The 18,649-nt window shown below is 41.8% G+C and carries 19 protein-coding genes and 1 tRNA gene; 10 read left to right on the top strand and 10 right to left on the bottom strand.

What is annotated here, in order from left to right; translation table 11 throughout:
- Positions 1 to 2 precede the first annotated feature (2 nt).
- Positions 3 to 2,741 carry a CBS domain-containing protein gene (locus HWQ42_RS20540; protein ID WP_292815586.1) on the bottom strand — a complete coding sequence of 913 codons (2,739 nt, stop codon included), beginning with the start codon at positions 2,739 to 2,741 and terminating at the stop codon, positions 3 to 5.
- A 144-nt stretch (positions 2,742 to 2,885) separates the two neighbouring features.
- Here HWQ42_RS20540 and psbZ point away from each other — a divergent pair, with 144 nt between their 5' ends.
- From psbZ to HWQ42_RS20515, 5 genes are all read left to right on the top strand, one after another.
- Positions 2,886 to 3,074, top strand: a complete 189-nt coding sequence (gene psbZ / locus HWQ42_RS20535; RefSeq protein ID WP_179068007.1) for a photosystem II reaction center protein PsbZ — start codon at positions 2,886 to 2,888, stop codon at positions 3,072 to 3,074.
- A 192-nt stretch (positions 3,075 to 3,266) separates the two neighbouring features.
- The gene (gene ribH / locus HWQ42_RS20530; protein ID WP_289799467.1) at positions 3,267 to 3,845 is read left to right on the top strand and encodes a 6,7-dimethyl-8-ribityllumazine synthase; all 579 of its coding nucleotides are present in this window, start codon (positions 3,267 to 3,269) and stop codon (positions 3,843 to 3,845) included.
- Between the two features lie 128 nt (positions 3,846 to 3,973).
- A tRNA-Gly gene (locus tag HWQ42_RS20525) sits at positions 3,974 to 4,045 on the top strand.
- 683 nt (positions 4,046 to 4,728) lie between these two features.
- A complete protein-coding gene (locus tag HWQ42_RS20520) occupies positions 4,729 to 5,136 on the top strand; it encodes a hypothetical protein (protein ID WP_094348002.1) in 408 nt (135 codons plus the stop codon).
- Between the two features lie 4 nt (positions 5,137 to 5,140).
- Positions 5,141 to 6,403: a glutamate-5-semialdehyde dehydrogenase gene (locus HWQ42_RS20515; protein WP_292732637.1), complete on the top strand. Its 1,263-nt coding sequence runs from the start codon at positions 5,141 to 5,143 to the stop codon at positions 6,401 to 6,403.
- 68 nt (positions 6,404 to 6,471) lie between these two features.
- Here HWQ42_RS20515 and HWQ42_RS20510 read toward each other — a convergent pair whose 3' ends face one another.
- Positions 6,472 to 7,485, bottom strand: a complete 1,014-nt coding sequence (locus tag HWQ42_RS20510; protein ID WP_292815582.1) for a hypothetical protein — start codon at positions 7,483 to 7,485, stop codon at positions 6,472 to 6,474.
- Between the two features lie 252 nt (positions 7,486 to 7,737).
- Here HWQ42_RS20510 and HWQ42_RS20505 point away from each other — a divergent pair, with 252 nt between their 5' ends.
- Entirely contained in the window at positions 7,738 to 9,309 is a 1,572-nt protein-coding gene (locus tag HWQ42_RS20505; RefSeq protein WP_292815579.1) for an alkaline phosphatase, read from the top strand.
- Between the two features lie 619 nt (positions 9,310 to 9,928).
- Complete coding sequence (locus tag HWQ42_RS20500) at positions 9,929 to 10,780, top strand: universal stress protein (protein ID WP_292815576.1); 852 nt, start codon at positions 9,929 to 9,931, stop codon at positions 10,778 to 10,780.
- Between the two features lie 147 nt (positions 10,781 to 10,927).
- Here the strand turns inward: HWQ42_RS20500 and psbM are convergent, their stop codons facing one another.
- The 5 genes from psbM to HWQ42_RS20475 all read right to left on the bottom strand — a co-directional run bounded on the left by psbM (position 10,928) and on the right by HWQ42_RS20475 (position 13,867).
- Complete coding sequence (psbM, locus tag HWQ42_RS20495; RefSeq protein WP_084227279.1) at positions 10,928 to 11,044, bottom strand: photosystem II reaction center protein PsbM; 117 nt, start codon at positions 11,042 to 11,044, stop codon at positions 10,928 to 10,930.
- A 195-nt stretch (positions 11,045 to 11,239) separates the two neighbouring features.
- The gene (locus HWQ42_RS20490) at positions 11,240 to 11,536 is read right to left on the bottom strand and encodes a 2Fe-2S iron-sulfur cluster-binding protein (RefSeq protein WP_292732627.1); all 297 of its coding nucleotides are present in this window, start codon (positions 11,534 to 11,536) and stop codon (positions 11,240 to 11,242) included.
- Positions 11,537 to 11,729: 193 nt separating this feature from the next.
- The gene (locus HWQ42_RS20485) at positions 11,730 to 11,867 is read right to left on the bottom strand and encodes a photosystem II reaction center protein K (protein ID WP_006195022.1); all 138 of its coding nucleotides are present in this window, start codon (positions 11,865 to 11,867) and stop codon (positions 11,730 to 11,732) included.
- A gap of 78 nt (positions 11,868 to 11,945) precedes the next feature.
- A complete protein-coding gene (tgt, locus tag HWQ42_RS20480; protein ID WP_292815573.1) occupies positions 11,946 to 13,094 on the bottom strand; it encodes a tRNA guanosine(34) transglycosylase Tgt in 1,149 nt (382 codons plus the stop codon).
- Between the two features lie 320 nt (positions 13,095 to 13,414).
- Positions 13,415 to 13,867: a hypothetical protein gene (locus tag HWQ42_RS20475; RefSeq protein WP_094347994.1), complete on the bottom strand. Its 453-nt coding sequence runs from the start codon at positions 13,865 to 13,867 to the stop codon at positions 13,415 to 13,417.
- Between the two features lie 376 nt (positions 13,868 to 14,243).
- On the opposite strand from HWQ42_RS20475, the gene cobS reads away from it, so the two are divergent.
- Positions 14,244 to 15,017, top strand: coding sequence for an adenosylcobinamide-GDP ribazoletransferase (gene cobS, locus HWQ42_RS20470; protein WP_292815571.1), 774 nt, complete (start codon positions 14,244 to 14,246; stop codon positions 15,015 to 15,017).
- Between the two features lie 79 nt (positions 15,018 to 15,096).
- Here cobS and HWQ42_RS20465 read toward each other — a convergent pair whose 3' ends face one another.
- The 3 genes from HWQ42_RS20465 to HWQ42_RS20455 form a co-directional block, all read right to left on the bottom strand.
- A complete protein-coding gene (locus tag HWQ42_RS20465) occupies positions 15,097 to 15,552 on the bottom strand; it encodes a PPC domain-containing protein (protein WP_292732620.1) in 456 nt (151 codons plus the stop codon).
- Positions 15,553 to 15,638: 86 nt separating this feature from the next.
- Entirely contained in the window at positions 15,639 to 16,316 is a 678-nt protein-coding gene (locus HWQ42_RS20460) for a ComF family protein (protein ID WP_292815568.1), read from the bottom strand.
- Between the two features lie 51 nt (positions 16,317 to 16,367).
- Positions 16,368 to 16,859, bottom strand: coding sequence for a GNAT family N-acetyltransferase (locus HWQ42_RS20455; protein WP_292815565.1), 492 nt, complete (start codon positions 16,857 to 16,859; stop codon positions 16,368 to 16,370).
- Between the two features lie 637 nt (positions 16,860 to 17,496).
- On the opposite strand from HWQ42_RS20455, the gene HWQ42_RS20450 reads away from it, so the two are divergent.
- Together HWQ42_RS20450 and HWQ42_RS20445 are read left to right on the top strand one after the other, a co-directional pair.
- Positions 17,497 to 17,751: a hypothetical protein gene (locus tag HWQ42_RS20450; protein WP_292815562.1), complete on the top strand. Its 255-nt coding sequence runs from the start codon at positions 17,497 to 17,499 to the stop codon at positions 17,749 to 17,751.
- 2 nt (positions 17,752 to 17,753) lie between these two features.
- Positions 17,754 to 18,602, top strand: coding sequence for an alpha/beta hydrolase (locus HWQ42_RS20445; RefSeq protein ID WP_292815560.1), 849 nt, complete (start codon positions 17,754 to 17,756; stop codon positions 18,600 to 18,602).
- Positions 18,603 to 18,649: the final 47 nt, after the last annotated feature.

Below are 18,649 nucleotides of genomic sequence, written 5' to 3'. Positions count from 1 at the left end.
TTTCATTTAGGATAGTGTTGCGCTAAAAACTCCTCAGCTTCAGTCTTATCTTTAATTACTCTATCCAAAGTAGCAGCAAGCATATCATCTAATATTTGCCGATATTGAGGCCCTGGTTTGTAACCAAGTTTCTTTAAATCATTGCCATTCAGTAGTGGCTGCACATTAGTCCAAACAGTTAAATATTTCCAAATCTGATGTCTAAGCGATCGCGGACTTTGCACAGCAATTAAAATCAGCATTGGTAAATCATACTGTCGCAACAACTGTACTACTTGACTAGGACTTTGACACTCAGGCAAAGATTCCATTACCTCAGTTTGGGCAGAAGCTAAGTTTTGCAAGCGTTTAATGCTATCTTCTTGCAGTTGTAGATTCTTAGCAACTTTTGCCCGATATTGTGGTTTTAGATGGGCGATCAACGCTTCTAAACGCATTTCCCAATGGATGAGAGTTGGTTGCGGGTCAAATCGCTGCAAACAGCGTTCTAGCAAACGTAATTGTCGTAGTACTTCCACATCTAGTTTCAGGCTAGGATGCATGCATTGCAATGCCCCTAAGTTATCTAGCAACTGCAAAGCCGATTTCCAGTAGGGGGCTTCTAAGATGTGTTTTAATTCTGTTTTCAGTCGCGTTTGCAGGGCTGGAGTTCTGCTATTCTCTTGAGCAGTGCGATCGTAAACACCACTGTTGATAGCATAGTGAATAAACTCTTCAGTCTGTGGTTCAATTTCAAATCCGAAGCGCACGGCAAAGCGCACGCCACGAAAAATGCGGGTAGGGTCTTCGATAAAGCTATTAGCGTGCAAAACCCGAATTTGCCTAGATTGTAAATCTAGTAAACCACCAAAGAAATCAAGTAACTCACCAGCACGAGGGGAAGTCAGGCGCAAGGCGAGGGCGTTGATGGTAAAATCTCGACGATACAAGTCTTGACGAATGGAACTCGCCTCAACTTCTGGATTCGCTGCCGGGTAAGGATAAAACTCTGTTCTAGCCGTGGCAATATCTACCCAAAGAGAATCTAATTCTGGGTCTTTGTGCCACAGCAAAGCCGCAGTTTGAAAAGCCCCGTGGATTTCTAAACGAGCCGCAGGGTAAAGTTGTTGGAGTGCCTTTGCTAGTTCTACACCAGCACCAACATCTGCTGATTTGTGAAAGCCATCAACTACTAAGTCAATATCTTTAATCATCAAAGTGTCCGATGTTGCTTCCGCTAATAGTAAATCCCGCACCGCACCCCCGACAAGATAAAGATGCCAACCCCGTTTTTCTGCCTCTAGCGATGCTGTGGTGAGTAGCTGCCATAATTGAGGAGCAAGGCGATTTTGCAACTCAGTGCTAAGAGGAATTTTGAATTTTGTTAGCGCAGCGTTAGCGAGTCCGAGAGCGTCATTTTGAATTTTGAATTTTTGTCCCTCTTCGTCTTCATCCCTTTCTTGATGTAATTCCCGCAAGACATCAGTACGAGTGACAAGACCAACTAACTGCTCATTTTCCAATACTGGCAAGCGTCCGATATCATAAGTCACCATTAGCGACTCAATTTGTGGCAGTGTTGTATCTGGTGTAATTGTTTTAAGATTTCTTGTCATGTAGCCCTTGACTGGCGCATGACTAAAGCCGTGGTGTAAGGCGATATCAATATCTCGCCGCGAAATAATGCCTACTAGTTGCCCTTGAGTATCGACTACAGATAAACCAGAGTGTCCATAGCGTAATAAAATGCGCTGGGCTTCGGCAATTGTGGTTTCAGGCAGAATTGTGCGCACAGGAGAAGACATCAAATCCCTAGCAGTAAGGGGATGGGGAATTTGTGCTTTTACCCCGTCAAGGAGTTGTTTTAATATTGCCTGCGAATCTACTTTGCGTAGGTTTAGCGATGCGGCTTGCGAATGACCGCCGCCCCCCAATGGTTGGAATAATAGATTAAGATTTGTTTTGGGAATTTGCGATCGCCCAATTATAGTTAAGCGTAAATCGTTTTCACCGAAAGTATACTCATTAGCCAACAGTAGGGCATCAATTTCGGTTAATTCTACAAGTTCTGAAGCCAAACTCGATAGCCCTGGCACAAAAGCATCTGTTTTCAGAATTACCCAAGCAACAGTATATCCACGTAGGCAAAGATATTCTAAACTTTCTAGAGATTCAGTTAATAACTGTTGCAATTGCAAAGACAAGCCAGGGTCACGGTAGGTAGAAATTACCGATAAACTTGCACCTTGTTGCATCAACCAAGCCAAAGCTAAGGCATCCCTTGGGGTAGACTGGTCAAAGGTCAAGGAGCCAGTGTCAACGTGGATACCCAAAGCCATCACAGTCGCTTCAGCAGAAGTCAAGGAAATTTCCTGTTGTTGCAATTGCTCCACAATTAAAGTTGTGGCGGCTCCTACTGAAGAAATATGCGATCGCGTGGCGGGAATATCTGATTCTTGTCCTAAGTGATGGTCATAAACTATAATTTCTTTCAGATTGGGTAAATCTAACCACTCAGCAGCTTTACCCAAGCGATCGCGCAGTTGTGTATCCACCACAGTCAGAGAGCGAATTTTTTCTGGATTCACCGAACGGCGTTCAATCAGCGGATATTCATCTCGATGCAATGCTAAAAAATCCCGCACAGGAGGATGAGAACCGCCAGTCAGCACAATCTTACTTCCCGGTAGTAAGCGCGTTAACCCTACTGCTGCTCCTAATGCGTCAAAATCAGCTGTTGTGTGGCAAAGAATTAAATCCATAGTTAAGAGTCATTAGTACTTAGACGAAAGGACAAATGACTAAAATGTTGCAATTTCTGCTAGCTTAAAAATAATAAGAAAGTGTCAGTGTCGCCCTTTAGGATATTCTATCCTTAGTATTTCGCTGTATTGGGAGAATCAAAAATGACCATAATATTCCAATTTGCCTTGATAGGTCTAGTCTTGTTGTCTTTTGTCCTAGTTGTTGGCGTTCCGGTTGCTTACGCCACTCCCCAAAATTGGGGTGAATCTAAAAAACTGCTCTGGGTTGGTTCTGGGGTCTGGATTGGTTTGGTGTTTTTAGTTGGTTTGTTAAACTTTTTTGTCGTGTAGGCGACGGCTTCGCTCTGGCGCAGGCACATAATATAAGAACTAGAGGGGCAGAAAAGCCAAGGTCAAAGGTTAAGGGAAACAAGGGATTTTTTCTTTTTCCTACTAACTTAATTTTGACCACGCTTTCCTGCTCCTCTACATTTAAATAAGAAATGTATATTGGCCAGAAGTATAGTTGATAAAGAGGCAGTCATGGCAGTTTTCGAGGGAACTTTTACCCAAACGGAGCCTTTGCGGTTTGCAGTGGTGATTGGTCGATTCAATGACCTTGTTACCGGAAAGCTGCTAGAGGGATGTCAAGATTGTTTAAAACGCCACGGTGTAGACCCTAATCCCCAAGGTAATCAGGTGGACTATGTTTGGGTTCCGGGAAGTTTTGAGGTACCTTTAGTAGCTCGCCAATTAGCACTTTCCCATCGTTATGATGCTGTAATTTGTCTTGGCGCAGTCATTCGAGGACAAACACCCCATTTTGATTACGTATCCTCAGAAGTTTCTAAAGGCATTGCCGCCGCTAGCTTTCAAACTGGGGTGCCAGTAATTTTTGGCATTTTGACAGTAGATACTATGCAGCAAGCCTTAGAACGGGCAGGCATAAAAGGTAATCATGGCTGGGATTACGCCCTGAATGCCCTAGAAATGGCAAGCCTGATGCGGCAACTGCGTTCTAACCTGGCAGAGCCATATTCTCGTAATAGCCAGTCTTTGCCAGCCGCTTTTCCAAGTGCCAGCGTTGGCAATTTAACTTTGGAATCAGAAGAACTCGGCTAGTCTGTCATTAGTCATTTGTCCTTTGTCCTTTGTTATTCACTAATGACCAATGACGAATGACTAATGACTATATTAAGGGGTTGACAATTACAGATAAATCTGCGATATTTATATTTGGGTGATCGATTGCGGGTATAGCTCAGTGGTAGAGCGTCACCTTGCCAAGGTGAATGTCGCGCGTTCGAATCGCGTTACCCGCTTCCAACTAAAACCTCTTGAATTTAACAATTCCAAGAGGTTTAGTGTTTTTAGGGTGCGTTGAAGTGTTCGTATATTAGCTCTGCGCTCTTGTAAACTGCCCAGATGTGGACAGGTGAGTAAAAACTAGCCACAATCTATATATTTGGACAAAGAGTTACACACTACAATAGATGTTTTAGTAATTCCTGCTCTGTAAACACTTGTGAACTCCAAGGGATATATATTGGACATAATGCCGATCTAACCTTGAGAACTGATAGTAATATATAGTGACAGTGACCCAAAGAGAAATTAGCGGGTTTGTAGATGTGTGTTGTTTACGAGCGTAGCCTTCCCAAAAGATTTGCTTTAGGAGTGGTTGCCACCTATGCTTAAAATTGTACCAGGTGTGTCAGCATAATAAATCCCCAAAAACGCAACCACATTACCTTGAAAGCGATAGATGAAGAGAAGGAAATTTTTAAACAAGATCGCCAGCTACGGGGAAAAATTACAAATAGATAACTCCGTACTGATTTGGCAATTAGTAGAATATTTAAAGTTAGCTGCATCTACTGTTAATAATCAGGGCAATGTTTGCATCACCTTTTTATGTATATAAAGACAGAAGCCTTTAAGGTGTTTACCAAGGCATTATATTCTCGTAGTTCGTGTAAAACACGCTCAAGTTATTAGAACGCTTGTGCAATCTCAAAAACCCGAAAAAATCGATTTCAATACCGAATACCCCTGTCCCTGTCGTCGCCGGGGTCAGCTAATTCCGATTACGCTAACAGAAGCATTTGGTTGCGATCGCTGTCAGCAAATCTTTGTTGTAGAAGATAATGGTCATGTCCTAGAACAGCTTTCCACCACCTATCCCTACAAACGGGCTTGGCGTTGGATGGGAAATAGTTGGCATGTTGTCCATCCCCGCTTGGGAGAAAGCTATCTGCCTATAGCGCTGGGCATTATTTTCGTGCTAGTGATTATATGGCTGCCATTAGCACTGCGATTGGCAAATGGTTCCAGCATTATTGCTTGGGCAATGGTGGCGGTGCTATTGGCTATCTTACCAGCACTAATGGTCTGGCTTACCTACAGACGTTAACTCAATGACTGTTGAATTGGATGACCACCCCGAACCGATTACTAGTGCCCAACGAGCCTATCAAGCTTCCCTAAAGTTGGCGCTCACAAAGGGAGTAGACCGAAGTCGTGCAGTATTGGCAATGGCAAAGGCGATTGAGCGCTCATTTGACGACATTCTAGAAGCCAATACCTTGGATTTAGAAGCCAGTCGGGAAATGGCAGTGCCTGAGTTGATATTGGACTGGCTGAAGCTGACTCCCACCAGGCTAGAGATGACAGTAGACATTTTAAAACGGTTGGGAGAATTATCAGATCCGCTGCGGCGCGTTAGAACCGCTGATTATCAACTGGAAGATTCCCAGAGTTATACGCAGTTAATGCCCTTGGGAGTGATTGGATTTATTTATGAGGCGTTTCCCGATTTAGGGGCGATCGCAGCGGGTTTTTGTATCAAAACTGGTAATTGTATAATTCTCAAAGGCAGTACCGAAGCTAGCCATTCCAACGCCGCTATCGCTGAAGCACTGCAAAATGCGATCGCAGAAGTTGGACTAGCTCCGGGCTGTCTAGAACTGATCACAGCAGAACATGGGGCTTCAGTTCGGGATCTAGTCACCCAAGACCAGTACGTGAATTTAGTGATTCCCTACGGACGTTCTAGCTTAGTGCAGCAGGTAGTCCGACAGTCAACTTGCCCAGTATTAAAGTCGGCAATGGGTAACTGTTACCTCTACTGGTCGCTGAATAGTAGCTTAGAAATGGTGCGCTTGATGATTCTTAATAGCCATCAAAGTGAACCCGATCAAGTCAACGCCATTGAAAAAGTACTAATTCATCGTCAAGCCTTGCCATCATCTTTAGCTGTCTTGTGGAACAGCTTGATGGAAAAAGGCTTTGAAATTAAAGGAGATGCAGAACTAGTCCAAGCCTTTCCTCAGTTGCAGCTGGTAAAAGAAAGCGAATGGGGAAACCCTTATTTAACGAGGACAGTAGCTTTTAAACTGGTGGATAGCTTAGAGGCTGCGATCGCCTGGATTAATGAATACAGCAGTGGTCATGCTGACTCCATCGTGACTGAATCCTACCAGGAAAGTCGGCAGTTTGCTTTAGGAGTTAACAGTGCCTCTACCTACATCAACACTTCCCCGCGTTTTTCCCGCAACCCTTCGCGGGGAGATTCAGTATTTCTCGGTATGTCTAATCAAAAAGGTCATCGCCGGGGATTTATCAGCCTGGAAACATTGACCACCGTTAAGCACATTGTTCAGGGAAATGGTAGGTTTTAAATAATTCGTAATTTATCCAGTAGAATTCTGAATTTTAAAGTAAAACTATCTTAAATCACCGTGAAAAATTAAATTCCCCACACCTCAACGGTGCTGTCTCCACTCCAAATAAATAGTCTCTGTCCATCTGAGCTAATTGCAAGACGAGTAATTGACGATGAATGACTTGTGAGACTACAAAGTTCATGTCCTGTCCGAATGTTCCACACTTTAATGGTTCCATTTTCTCGACTACAACTAAGTAAAAAGTATTGATCGCAACTGACAGTAATTACAGGCATATAGCCTGAAAGACTTAAGGTGTAAATTACTTGTTGTGTTTGCCAATACCATATTTTATATTTTTGCTCAAAGTCTTTTTCTTGAGTTACTAAAACTTGCGAATTTGAATAGATAAAATTATGACCCAGATCGGACATATAAATATAGGAAATTATTCCTTTTACTTGTATATCCCACAATTCAAAAATTTTTCCGTCAACAGCATTTAAAAATGATTGACCATCTGGGCTAAAGGCAATATACCAAAACCAATCTGAGCGCCGATATGTAGTGAAGATTTTTTCTTTTGTTTTTAGATCCCACACTTCAGCATAATCATTACAATTCCAAATTCCTAAAACGCTATTGTTGGGTGCAATCGCGATTTGATCAAATTCCTTCGTTGCTTCTGGCTGGAATGTGCATATTACCTGTTGCGTTTGCATATTCCACACTTGAATTATGTTGTTATAATTACAAGTAACTACGGTTTGCAACTCTTGGCTTATATCTACACAAGCTATACTGCGAACTTCATCTGTATACCTTTCAATAGTAAAAAGATACTCAAAAAATAAATATGGATTGTATAGCTGTAATGCCAGTTTAGCTCTTGGCTCTGTACTTTCCTGAAGTAGCCAATAAGCTGCTTCTTGAACATCAACCTCTGAGTTTTTTAAAGCTTCAATAATCAAGTCTAAGCCAGCTTCCCCATACTCAAAAGCATCTAGAAGGGCATCAATTTTTTGTTCAACCTTTCCATACGCCAGCAATTGCTTAACTCTTTCAATCCCTCCCAAAACTGTATTGTTAACTGTCATAAATTCTTTACTATTTTGGTGGTGGGTCTAAATCTGCCACAAATTTCTCCTAGTTTCAATACCCAATCCCCTAATTCAATTTTAAACTTAACAAAATCTTAATTTCTACTTGATCCTGGTTTGGTAGGTTCCTTGTGTTTGGTTGAGCAGCAATTAGGAAACAAGTCAAATCAAGCCATTATTTGTGCTTTTGGCAATTGACCCTCCTGAAGTTTGCCAACTGTATGTATTTACATCTGGGAAGGGGTGAATATGGAACTTATGGATGGTACACGCCTGCTAGCAAATCGTTGCAGACGGCGGGATTTTTTGTTGGGTGCAGGATTCTTAACGGGGTTAACAATCGCTAGCCAATGGCATCCGGTATTGGCTAACTCAAGGTTTTCTGGCTATCCGTTCAGTCTTGGTGTTGCCTCTGGCGATCCTTTACCGGATGGTGTTGTTATTTGGACACGACTGGCTCCCAATCCACTCTCTGGAGGTGGGATGCCATTGGTAAATGTTCCAGTGCGGTGGCAAGTTGCCCTTGATGAAAACATGAAACGGGTGGTGCGGCGAGGAACAGTACTAGCAACACCAGAGTTAGCGCACTCAGTCCACGTTGATGTCCGTGGGCTAAACCCTGAGCGTTGGTACTGGTATCAATTTCAAGCAGGTAAGGAAGTTAGCCCCATTGGACGGACTCGTACAGCACCAGCATTTTATAACTATACCCAACAACTGAATTTTGCTTTTGTCTCCTGTCAAGACTGGCAAAATGGCTACTATACGGCTTATCGGCATTTAGCTGAGGAAAATCTTGACCTTGTGGTTCATCTGGGTGATTACATCTACGAATACGGGCCACAGTCTGGTGGGCCGCGCCAGCATAATAGTCCAGAAATTATTACTCTTAAAGACTATCGCGATCGCCACGCCTTGTACAAAACTGACCCAAATCTCCAAGCTGCTCATGCGGCTTTTCCCTGGATTGTCACTTGGGACGATCATGAAGTTGACAACAACTACGCCAACTTAATTTCCGAAGATAACCAAACCCAAGAGGCTTTTAGAAAACGGCGAGCCAATGCCTACCAGGCTTACTACGAACACATGCCCTTACGTCAGTCTTCATTGCCCAAGGGAGCAGATGCGCTGCTTTATCGGCGGTTGACTTTCGGTAATTTAGCTGAGTTCAATGTGCTAGACACGAGGCAGTATCGCACTAACCAACCTTGTGATGATGGACTAAAGCCTCGCTGTTCCCAAGCTTTTGATAGAAATGCTACCATGACCGGCTCAGAGCAAGAGCAGTGGCTACGAAAAGGGTTAGACCAATCGCGATCGCGCTGGAATGTGATTGCTCAACAGACCATGTTAGCCGAGTACAATTTCAATAGTAATCCAGGTGTAGGTGTCTTCAATGTAGATCAGTGGGACGGTTACGTGGCTGCACGTAATCGGCTTTTGAGTTTTCTAAACCAGCGCCAACCCTCTAATCCAGTGGTAATTACTGGAGACATCCATTCTAGTTGGGTACACGACCTAAAGCTTGACTTTAATAACCCAAAATCGCCGACGGTAGGTACTGAGTTCGTAGGAACTTCAATTACCTCTGACTTTCCCACCTCCTTCATCGCTCCATCTCAAGCAGCCCTAATTAATAATCCCCATACTAAGTTCTTTGACGGTGCTTACCGAGGATACGTCCGCTGCAACCTGACTCCAAAACGCTGGCAAACTGACTACCGCGTTGTATCAAGCATCGTTGATATGAATGCCTCAGTCAAAACCCTAGCTTCATTTGTAGTCCAAAACGGGCAACCAGGGGCACTTCTAAGTTAAGCAAATCTCACAAGTAATCAAACAAACCCTCCAAATAGAATCTGGGGGGTTTTAATATAGTATTAAATATAATTTTGCCTATAATATCCGAATTCGGATCTTGTTATCCCACATTTTGCGGGTGTTCCGAATATAGCAATCTTATCTGATTTACCAAAACTGCAAAAGAATTAAAAAAGCTAGATAAGACGGTAAATTTAAAAGGAGTGTAAACTATTCAAACCGTAAGCGATCGCCTGTTAAAGGCGATACTGAATCAATGTTATTGTAGAGTTATTTTGGCATTTATTTGCAATACTTAACTAACTTCTAATTAAAAAAAGTAAACATAGATTAAAAATAATAACTAACATCAGAATTTATTAAGCTAATCAGACTAAATTGGGAGTATGCTGAATAGTTGAAGTCTGGTTAAAAGTTTAAGTAACTAAGTGCAAACAAACTTAAATATTTGTTTAGTTTTTTATCCTTTGCCATTTGTTTGAGTGTTAAATACTAAAAAACAAAGTTTATTTGTGCCAAATTACTAACTAGGTTATTAAAATAAGTTGGTGAAAATCCGACCATAGCCAAGTACCAACAGCGAAAACAAAAGTAAACTTCACAAAAATTACGTAAGATGATCAGAAGAATTTTGCTGGCTGTATCGGGATTGGGACACGCAGAAGAAATGCTCAAAACCCTGAAAGAAATCCCTTCAATTCAATCTGCAAAAGTTACGATTTTGCATGTTGTTCAAGCACAAAATGCTGCTGCTACCATGACAACTAAATGGGAAAATGGGGGTAAAATTCTGGCGAATGCTATTCAAACTTTGAACTTAGATCCTAGCCAAGTTTCTTCAATTTTGCGTGAAGGCGATCCCAAAGATGTGGTTTGCCAAGTAGCTGATGAAATCGACGCTGACTTGATTATTATGGGTTCACGCGGACTGAAACGGCTGCAATCGATTTTATCAAACTCAGTCAGTCAGTATGTTTTCCAACTATCTTCTCGCCCCATGTTGCTGGTAAAAGATGACATTTATGTTAAAAGAATTAAGCGCATTATGGTGGCAATAGACAACTCTGATTCAGCAAAAAATTGCTTGAAATTGGCACTGTTTTTACTGCGAGATATTCCGGGTGGCGAGTTAATTTTGGCAAATATTAGTACAGATTTAGGCGGTAAAAAATCTGAAATAACCAAGGTTAACTCAGACAAAAATCCAGTTTTAGCAGCCGCAGTTGCAGAAGCTGAAAAACTAGGGATTCAATCTCGTTCTTATATCAGCAGTGGCAAACCTGGTGAAGAAATTTGTCGGTTGGCAGAAGAGTTGAATATAGACTTATTATTGCTCGGTTCTCCAGATCGTCGTCCATCGATCGCTAAGAGTTTTGTTGATATAGATCGCCTCATCGGATCTTCCTTGTCTGACTATGTTCGAGTCAATGCCACTTGTCCGGTATTGTTGGCGCGGACAATCGCTTAAAGTAAACAGTGCTGAGTATAATAATTGTTGTCATCGAATAGTAAAGTAAGACTTATGTTGTCTTTACTATTCAGTGCTAAGTTGCTGGTTGATAAATAAAAACCCCTACACTATTGGTGCAGGGGTTATTTATTTATGCACAAACTCTTAACTATCTTTTCCACCTTCGCGGCTAGCAGTTTGGATGTAAAGAATTAGTAAAAACACGGCGGGGACTAGTACGAACAAAATGCTCGCTATGAACCCCAGGTCATTAACTTGCATGGCAAGAAAGCCTCTCTTTAATTTCCAGTCAACAACATTAGGATAGCATCATCTATGACACAGTTATACCAATTCAAAATTCAAAATTCAAAATTTAAAATGTCCGCATAGCATCTCGTAGAGAGGAAACTTAATTTTGGTAAGTATTTTGACTACTGACTGGATACAAATTGAAGCAATGGTAGATTTGAGAACTTAAGGCTTCGTGACTACGCTGACTGAGCCATTCACTAAAGTTTGACAGGCAAGACGGTAATTGTCCGGCTTTTTTTTGAATTTCCGGTTTTCTACATCTGTGCGGGGGGAAAGATTTTCTAGTCCTTCGACTATCTCCACAACACAAGTACCACACTGACCATTACCACCGCAATTGGTCATCTTGCCAATCAATGTATATATGTCAATACCATTTTGTATCGCCTTGAGTCGAAGATTAGCACCATCTGCCGCCACTACCTCTTTATTTTCTTTAACGAATTTGATATTACCCATAACTGATTGCTCCTTGACTGTAAGCTTGGCTTTCAAGGCTTCATATTGACATAGCTTGTATTAACATCTAACATCTTATTTATTATAATAATTCATTGCAAAATATTAATAAATATTAACTTTGTCAAATACGATGCTACAAAAAAATAGGACAGGTGCTCTACCTGTCCTATAAATTGAACAATAGATTAACTTATCTAAATCCCACGGCTGCTTGCCAAACGAAAGCAAGCAACAAGAAGAATACTGGGATGACTGGGAGAACGTCTACCAAAGGATCGAAAATTTGGTAAGCTTCTGGCAGTTTTGCTAATAAAAGTGCTGCTTCCATGTTTGTTTAAATCCACCTATCCAACACAGCTTTCATAATTGAGAGATATCTTAACATGATTTGAGTCTCAATCATTGGTCAATAGTCATTTGTAATTTCATCCTCATCTGATGCTGATTCAGATGAGTTGAGCCAGTGACCAAATTCTGCAACAAAGCGATCGCTCAATATTGCTTCTCTAATTTTTTGCGTAAAGCGAATTAGTTCGGTAATGTTGTGAATGCTCAACAAGGTATAAGCCAAAATTTCCTGCGATCGCACTAAATGAGATATGTAAGCACGGCTAAAATTTTGACAAGTGTAGCATGGGCAAGTTTCATCTAATGGCGTAAAATCTTCACGAAACTTAGCATTTTTTAAATTCCAGCGTCCGCCTTGGACTATCGCTGTACCATGTCTTGCCCAACGGGTGGGAATGACGCAATCAAATAAATCTATACCAGATGCGATCGCGATCGCCATTTCCCGGTAAGTACCCACACCCATTAAGTAACGCGGCTTTTCGGGGGGTAAAAGCGGTGCTGTCACTTTTACAATCTCAGCCATTAATTCTGGCGGTTCTCCCACACTCACGCCACCAATGGCATATCCGGGCAAATCCAACTTAGCCAAAGCTTCCGCTGCACGGCAACGCAAATCCAAATACACGCCCCCTTGCACAATCCCAAACAACGCCTGATCGCTGCGTTGATGAGCTGTTATACAGCGTTCTAACCACCGGTAAGTGCGCTCAGTTGCAGTTTCTACCTCTTGGCGAGTCGCTGGGTATGGCGGACACTCATCAAAGGCCATAATCACATCGGCCCCCAAAGTATTTTGAATCTCAATGGAGCGCTCTGGTGTTAAGTTAATAATTCGTCCATCATGGGGTGAGCGAAAAGTTACGCCTTCTTCAGTAATTTTTCGCATCTCGCTTAAGCTAAAGACCTGAAACCCACCCGAATCTGTCAGCATTGGGCCGTTCCAACCCATAAATTTATGCAACCCACCACCCCCAGCCACGATCGCTTCGCCTGGTTGTAGGTGAAGATGATAAGTATTGGATAATATCATTTGCGCCCCAGTCTCTCGTAGCTGCGCTGGGGTAATAGTTTTGACATTAGCCAGTGTTCCTACTGGCATAAATCTAGGAGTTTCTACAAGACCGTGAGGGGTGAAAAACACTCCTGCTCTAGCTTTGGTTTGGCTACAGCAAGCAAGACATTGAAAAGAAAAATTCGCACTCATGCCATTTTGGATTTTAGATTTTAGATTTTGGATTGTGAAACGCTAATAGGTAAAGAGTTTCAGAAATCCATAACTAGTACCACGCGGCAAAAATAAACCTATCATTCAAAACAGCCAGAAAGCCCAAAATGAAAGCTTTTTGACTTTTGCCTTGCGGTACTAGTAGCCATAAAACCAAATGGTATTAGGGCAAAATTAATATTATTTGGCTAAATTATGGACAAACATAAAAACTGGTAATTGAGTTTTAGTGAACACTTAAGCATTCATTACTAACTTAGTTACCAACTTTACGAGTATATACTCTAAATAATTGTTATTTAGAAAGAATCAGAACAGTCATCGTCAATTTCTGCATCCCACCTAGCTGAGAGTACTTGTTCCATCATCGCTTCTATGGCGCTGACATTGAAACTTCGCTCTCGTCGCTCTTGTAAAGGTGTCGAACGGGGAATTAACCGCAGACACACTCCTTCTTGCATCAAATCGAAGTAGGTTTCTTGTTGCGACGACTGTTTTAGTTCCAAGTAATCAAAACTACAAACATTCAGATATAGCGCGCGGTTAGCCACTAAGGTAGACCTTTGCGGATTGGCAAAAACTTCCATCACATCCCCTTCACCCTCGCTCAGTACCTTATCTTCTTGGGTGTAGATGTAGTGGACTCGACCTAAATCTGCCAGCAATCGCCGGATGTCGAGCTTATTCACAATGATGCCCGTGTTAATAATGCACGGAGCTGGTATCCTGGTGTCGGGTAGATGGTGACTCATAGGAAAATAGCGATTGAGCTAAGGAGAGCAATAACATAGCTAAACTGTCATAATTGAATAGCTTGTTTACTCCCTACATTTAAAAAAATATCAATTTTGTGGGGCAATCGTCTAATAATTTGGAGTAAGTTTTTAGTTAACGAATACAAAACACAAATTTTGCTCCCTGATGGAATTTTGGCTTCCTAATTACTCGTTTTTTGTATAAAAAACTACTCAAAGTTATTTATTTACCACTTAGACCAGCATAACAAAATTTTCAACGAGAATGTTTAATAGAAGTAAATCTTATTTAAAGTTTTAAAGTCTACTGATGGCGGTTGTACCGAAATTATGACTATTGTCCAGCAATTTACCAAAAATTAATGTAATTCAGATGAGGAAACAGCAACAGTGGTGGAAAAAGCTGCTGTTAAAGCTGGCAGCTAGTATCATATTTTACAGTAGTATTCCACTGCCGTATTTAAATGGATTGGACTTTCGGGGGGTAGCACATCTTGCTTCGCTTGTAGGAATGATAATCGGGGGAATTTTAGGGTTTCTGGATACGGGGATGGATTATCTGGGGATGCCCGTGTTAACTCGTAGTGCTTTGGTAGTAAGTGTTTGGATTGGCATAACTGGAGGATTACACTTAGATGGGGCAATGGATACTGCCGATGGTTTGGCAGTAGGCGACCCAGATCGGCGACTGGAGGTGATGGCTGATAGTGCCACAGGTGCCTTTGGAGCAATGGCTGCGATCGCCTTGGTGATACTCAAAATAACAGCTTTGACGGATATGCCAGAAAACCGTTGGTTATTGCTGATGGCTGCTTGTGGCTGGGGACGTTGGGGACAACAACTAGCGATCGCACGATATCCTTATCTGAAAGCAACTGGTAAAGGCGCATTTCACAAACAAGCCATTCGTTCTTACAAAGATTTGTTACCGGGATTGTTGTTGTTGTTTAGTTTGAGTGGTTTACTTTGGCTAATAGATAAACAGCAGCTATTTCTCGCATTGACAATCATAGTTGTTGGAAGTGCGATCGCCACTTTAACTGGTGCATGGTTCAACTACAAACTAGGTGGACACACAGGAGATACTTACGGCGCAGTCGTTGAGTGGACTGAAGCCTTATTTCTCTGCGTATTGACCATTTTTTAAGAAATGGGGAGCAGGGGAGCAGTAAGTCTTTCCCGTCTGCATCTTTGCCTCTTCCTATCCCCAATGACAAATGACTACTTCATTTAATCGGTTGCAACTTTGTCACTTTGAGTTTAAAAGCCCCAACCCCAGTTTCTCCAAAAGACCGGACACGAATAACATAATTTCCTGTCTCTACGATGCGAGTAAATAGTAAGGAATTGCTACTACCATCAGGGCCATCATCATTTTCTGCCAGAGTCGAACCATCAGGTGCCAGCAGCGTGATGATACTGTCAAAGTTTTCCGATGACAGGTCAACTGCTAAATTATCGCCCTTCTGCAACTTCACTGTGTAATCACGGGCAAACCCACCTTGACCTGTGGGAATGTCTTTGTCTGACAGGCTATCAGAAAGTTCAGTGCTGTTAGATAAAGGTATTGGACTATACAATTTATTTTGAGCAAAAGCTACACTGGTACTAATGCCTATTGCCAGCAATGTGGCAGGAATGATGATGAGTTGTTTTAAACCTGCCGCAAAAACTTTATTCATAGATTTCAAGCAATTTTTCTACAAAAATAGGGTAATTCTGTCAATTTATGCACTTATCTGTCAAAGCTTGCCCATTACTTCTTAATTTATCCGTCTTTGACGGCAGTGGCTACAGCAACTAATCCTAAGACCACAATTCCATACTGACGAAGTGTTTGCACAGCAGACCTGGTAGTAGCACCAGTAGTATAAATGTCGTCCACTAACAGCACTGGGGCATTTGGAGGACGATGGCGAAATTCTAGCCCAATAGCAAAGGCTTGGTTCAAGTTTTTTTCTCGTTTAGATACCGACAAACCAAACTGCGCTTCAGTTTCTCGCACTCTTGCTAAACCGTTTCGTTTCAATTTCAATCCAGTTATTTCGCAGAAGCTTTGTGCTATCAGTGCGGCTTGATTGTATTTACGTTGTTTTTGTTTGCTAGCGTGAAGTGGGATAGGAACTACTACAGGCTGGCTATCTCGCATCGGTGAATTTAACAACCATGCTTCTCCTAACCATTGACCCAAAGGACGAGCTATTTGGGGTTGATTTTCGTATTTCATTGCTGCGATCGCTCGTTTTACCGGGCCACCATATTCCCCCCAGCCAAACACTGGTATAGGCTCTTGCCATAGAGAAATCGGGTCTTTACGTTGACATTTTTGCAGTTGTCTGGTGCAGTTCTGACAGAATTCTTGGGAAGTTGCGCGTTGACATAGGGGGCAATGGGATTGGAGAAAAAGATTGAGTAAGCCTGTGAGGTTTTTAATCCAAGCGTGCATTTAGAATTGTCCTTTGTCATTAGTCAATGGTCATTAGTCTTTGACCAATGACTAATGACCATTGACCAATGACTTAACATACACGCGATCGCACCTTATGGTTTCTACTCCCGTTGCTGGAGTGTAGCCATTGCTTTCATACAATTTGACTGCTTCCACCAAAACGCTGGCGGTTTCAATCCAAATTTGCCCAAAACCACGCTTTGCGATCGCTGCTTCTAGCTGTTGTAACAAATATTTCCCTAATCCTAAACCCCTGATGCTGGGCAAAAGATACATTTTACGGATTTCTACAGCTTTTTCACCTCGGTGTATGGGGTAGTATGCTCCAGTACCTACTAATTGGCTTTGGTGTTCAATTACCCAAAACTCTCCCCCAGTAGCTAAATAACATTCCTCTACTCGCAGCACATCTTGGTCAGCACCCTTGGGTTCCCAAGCCAGACCGTATTCTGATAATACATAACTGATGACTTCAGCGGCTCTTGTGCGATCGCTTTTCACCCAATCACGAATTAAAAAATCTTGATAATAGTTTTTCATTACCATTTGCTGGTCAAGTTTACACAGAAAAATTTTCCGCATCTATATCCCAATTTACCCAGCAAATAGCAATTCTTGCAGAGTCTATTTCAAGCTGTACTGTCAAGGTGTGAATTGTGTCAGTGCTGAGAAAAGTCATCTTTAACAAAGAAATCGGCTCTACATCTACCTACATTATCAATGCACAACAAGGTGTATTCTTGCCAGCTATTACTGATTGACACATTGTTTATGACCTTAGTCTGTCAAGAATGGTATATAACAGCACCTATATTGTGCGATTTATCACATCCTATTTTCAGAATTCAAAGAACGCTTTTATACAGTCGAGTGCATTCTTGTGTCCTGATTGCAGCCCATGTAACCAGAAAGAGTTGATTAGATCTTGCGAGACTTTTGCACCTGGACGGTTGAAGCCAAAGAACGGGTCGCTAGCAAGATCCTTATATTGAGAGCAATAGACAACTGCTTAAAAGCGATCGCCCATATTGAGTCTCTAATGTTTGTAAATCTTATAGTAGCGAATTACCAAGTGCTAACTTCAGTGAATTATCTACAGAAGCTTGACTATAACTGAACATTAGAACACTTCGCCGTCAGCCGTATGACACAATTAGAAGAATAAAATGAAACTACTATGACAGAAAGGCTAAACCGGATTGAAGCAATCCTAGAACGGACAGCACAAATGGCTAAAGCGAATATGGGCACTATAGAAGCGGATAGATACGCGATTGCCCAACTACGCTCAACCGTAAATTCCTTGTTGCAGCTATGTAACTTTGAAGCGATTGTTACTAAACTCAGAGAAATCAGATTGGAAATTAGATGGTTGAGAACTAAAAATCAACTTATTTTAGAACATTTGTTCTGTAGACAGGAGAACGGCTAGTAATGAGCGATCGCCACACCATAACTGCTGCACGTCTCAATGTCTACATCCAAGGTCAAGGATTTCCCATTTTGGGCTTACATGGTCATCCTGGTACTGGTCGTAGTCTTTCTGTCTTTACCAATCATTTATCAAAACGCTACAAAACTTTTGCCCCTGATTTACGCGGATACGGCAAAAGTCGCTATAACAGCAATTTTGACATGAATGACCATTTGACTGATTTAAAAGCTTTGCTAGACCGTTTTCATATTGAAAAGTGCCTAGTATTGGGGTGGTCACTTGGAGGCATTTTGGCAATGGAGATGGCATTACGTTTGCCAGAGCGCGTTACTGGGCTAATTTTGGTGGCCACAGCTGCAAAACCCCGTGGCAGTCATCCGACCATCGCTTGGCAGGATAATTTATATACTGGCGTTGCTGCCCTATTGAACTATATAAAACCGAGTTGGCAATGGAATATTGAAACTTTTGGTAAGCGATCACTTTTCCGCTATTTAATCCAACAACATACATCTATTGCTTACAATTACATCGCCAAGGAAGCAGTACCAGCTTATTTACAAACTTCTCCTGCTGCTACTCGCGCTCTCTATAGTGCAATTCAATCAGGATACAATCGAGTTTTAGATTTGCAACAAATACAATGTCCCAGTTTAGTACTTGCTGGTGAACAAGACCGCCACATCACATCTGATTCCAGCTTACAAACTGCTCAACACCTCAACAATTCTCAGTGGCAGTGCTATCCCAACACCGCCCATCTTTTTCCGTGGGAAGTCCCCCAGCAGGTGCTAAATGATATTGACCATTGGCTGGAAGAACATCCGCAGGTAATTGGTAGTCAATAGTCTAAATATTTAATATTTACAAAAAAATATTTAAAAAAATTTAGACT

Origin of the sequence: Nostoc sp. JL23 (genome assembly GCF_017115065.1) — a bacterium.
Classification (GTDB): Bacteria; Cyanobacteriota; Cyanobacteriia; order Cyanobacteriales; family Nostocaceae; genus Nostoc; species Nostoc punctiforme_A.
This window is presented reverse-complemented; position numbering and strand designations above follow the sequence as displayed.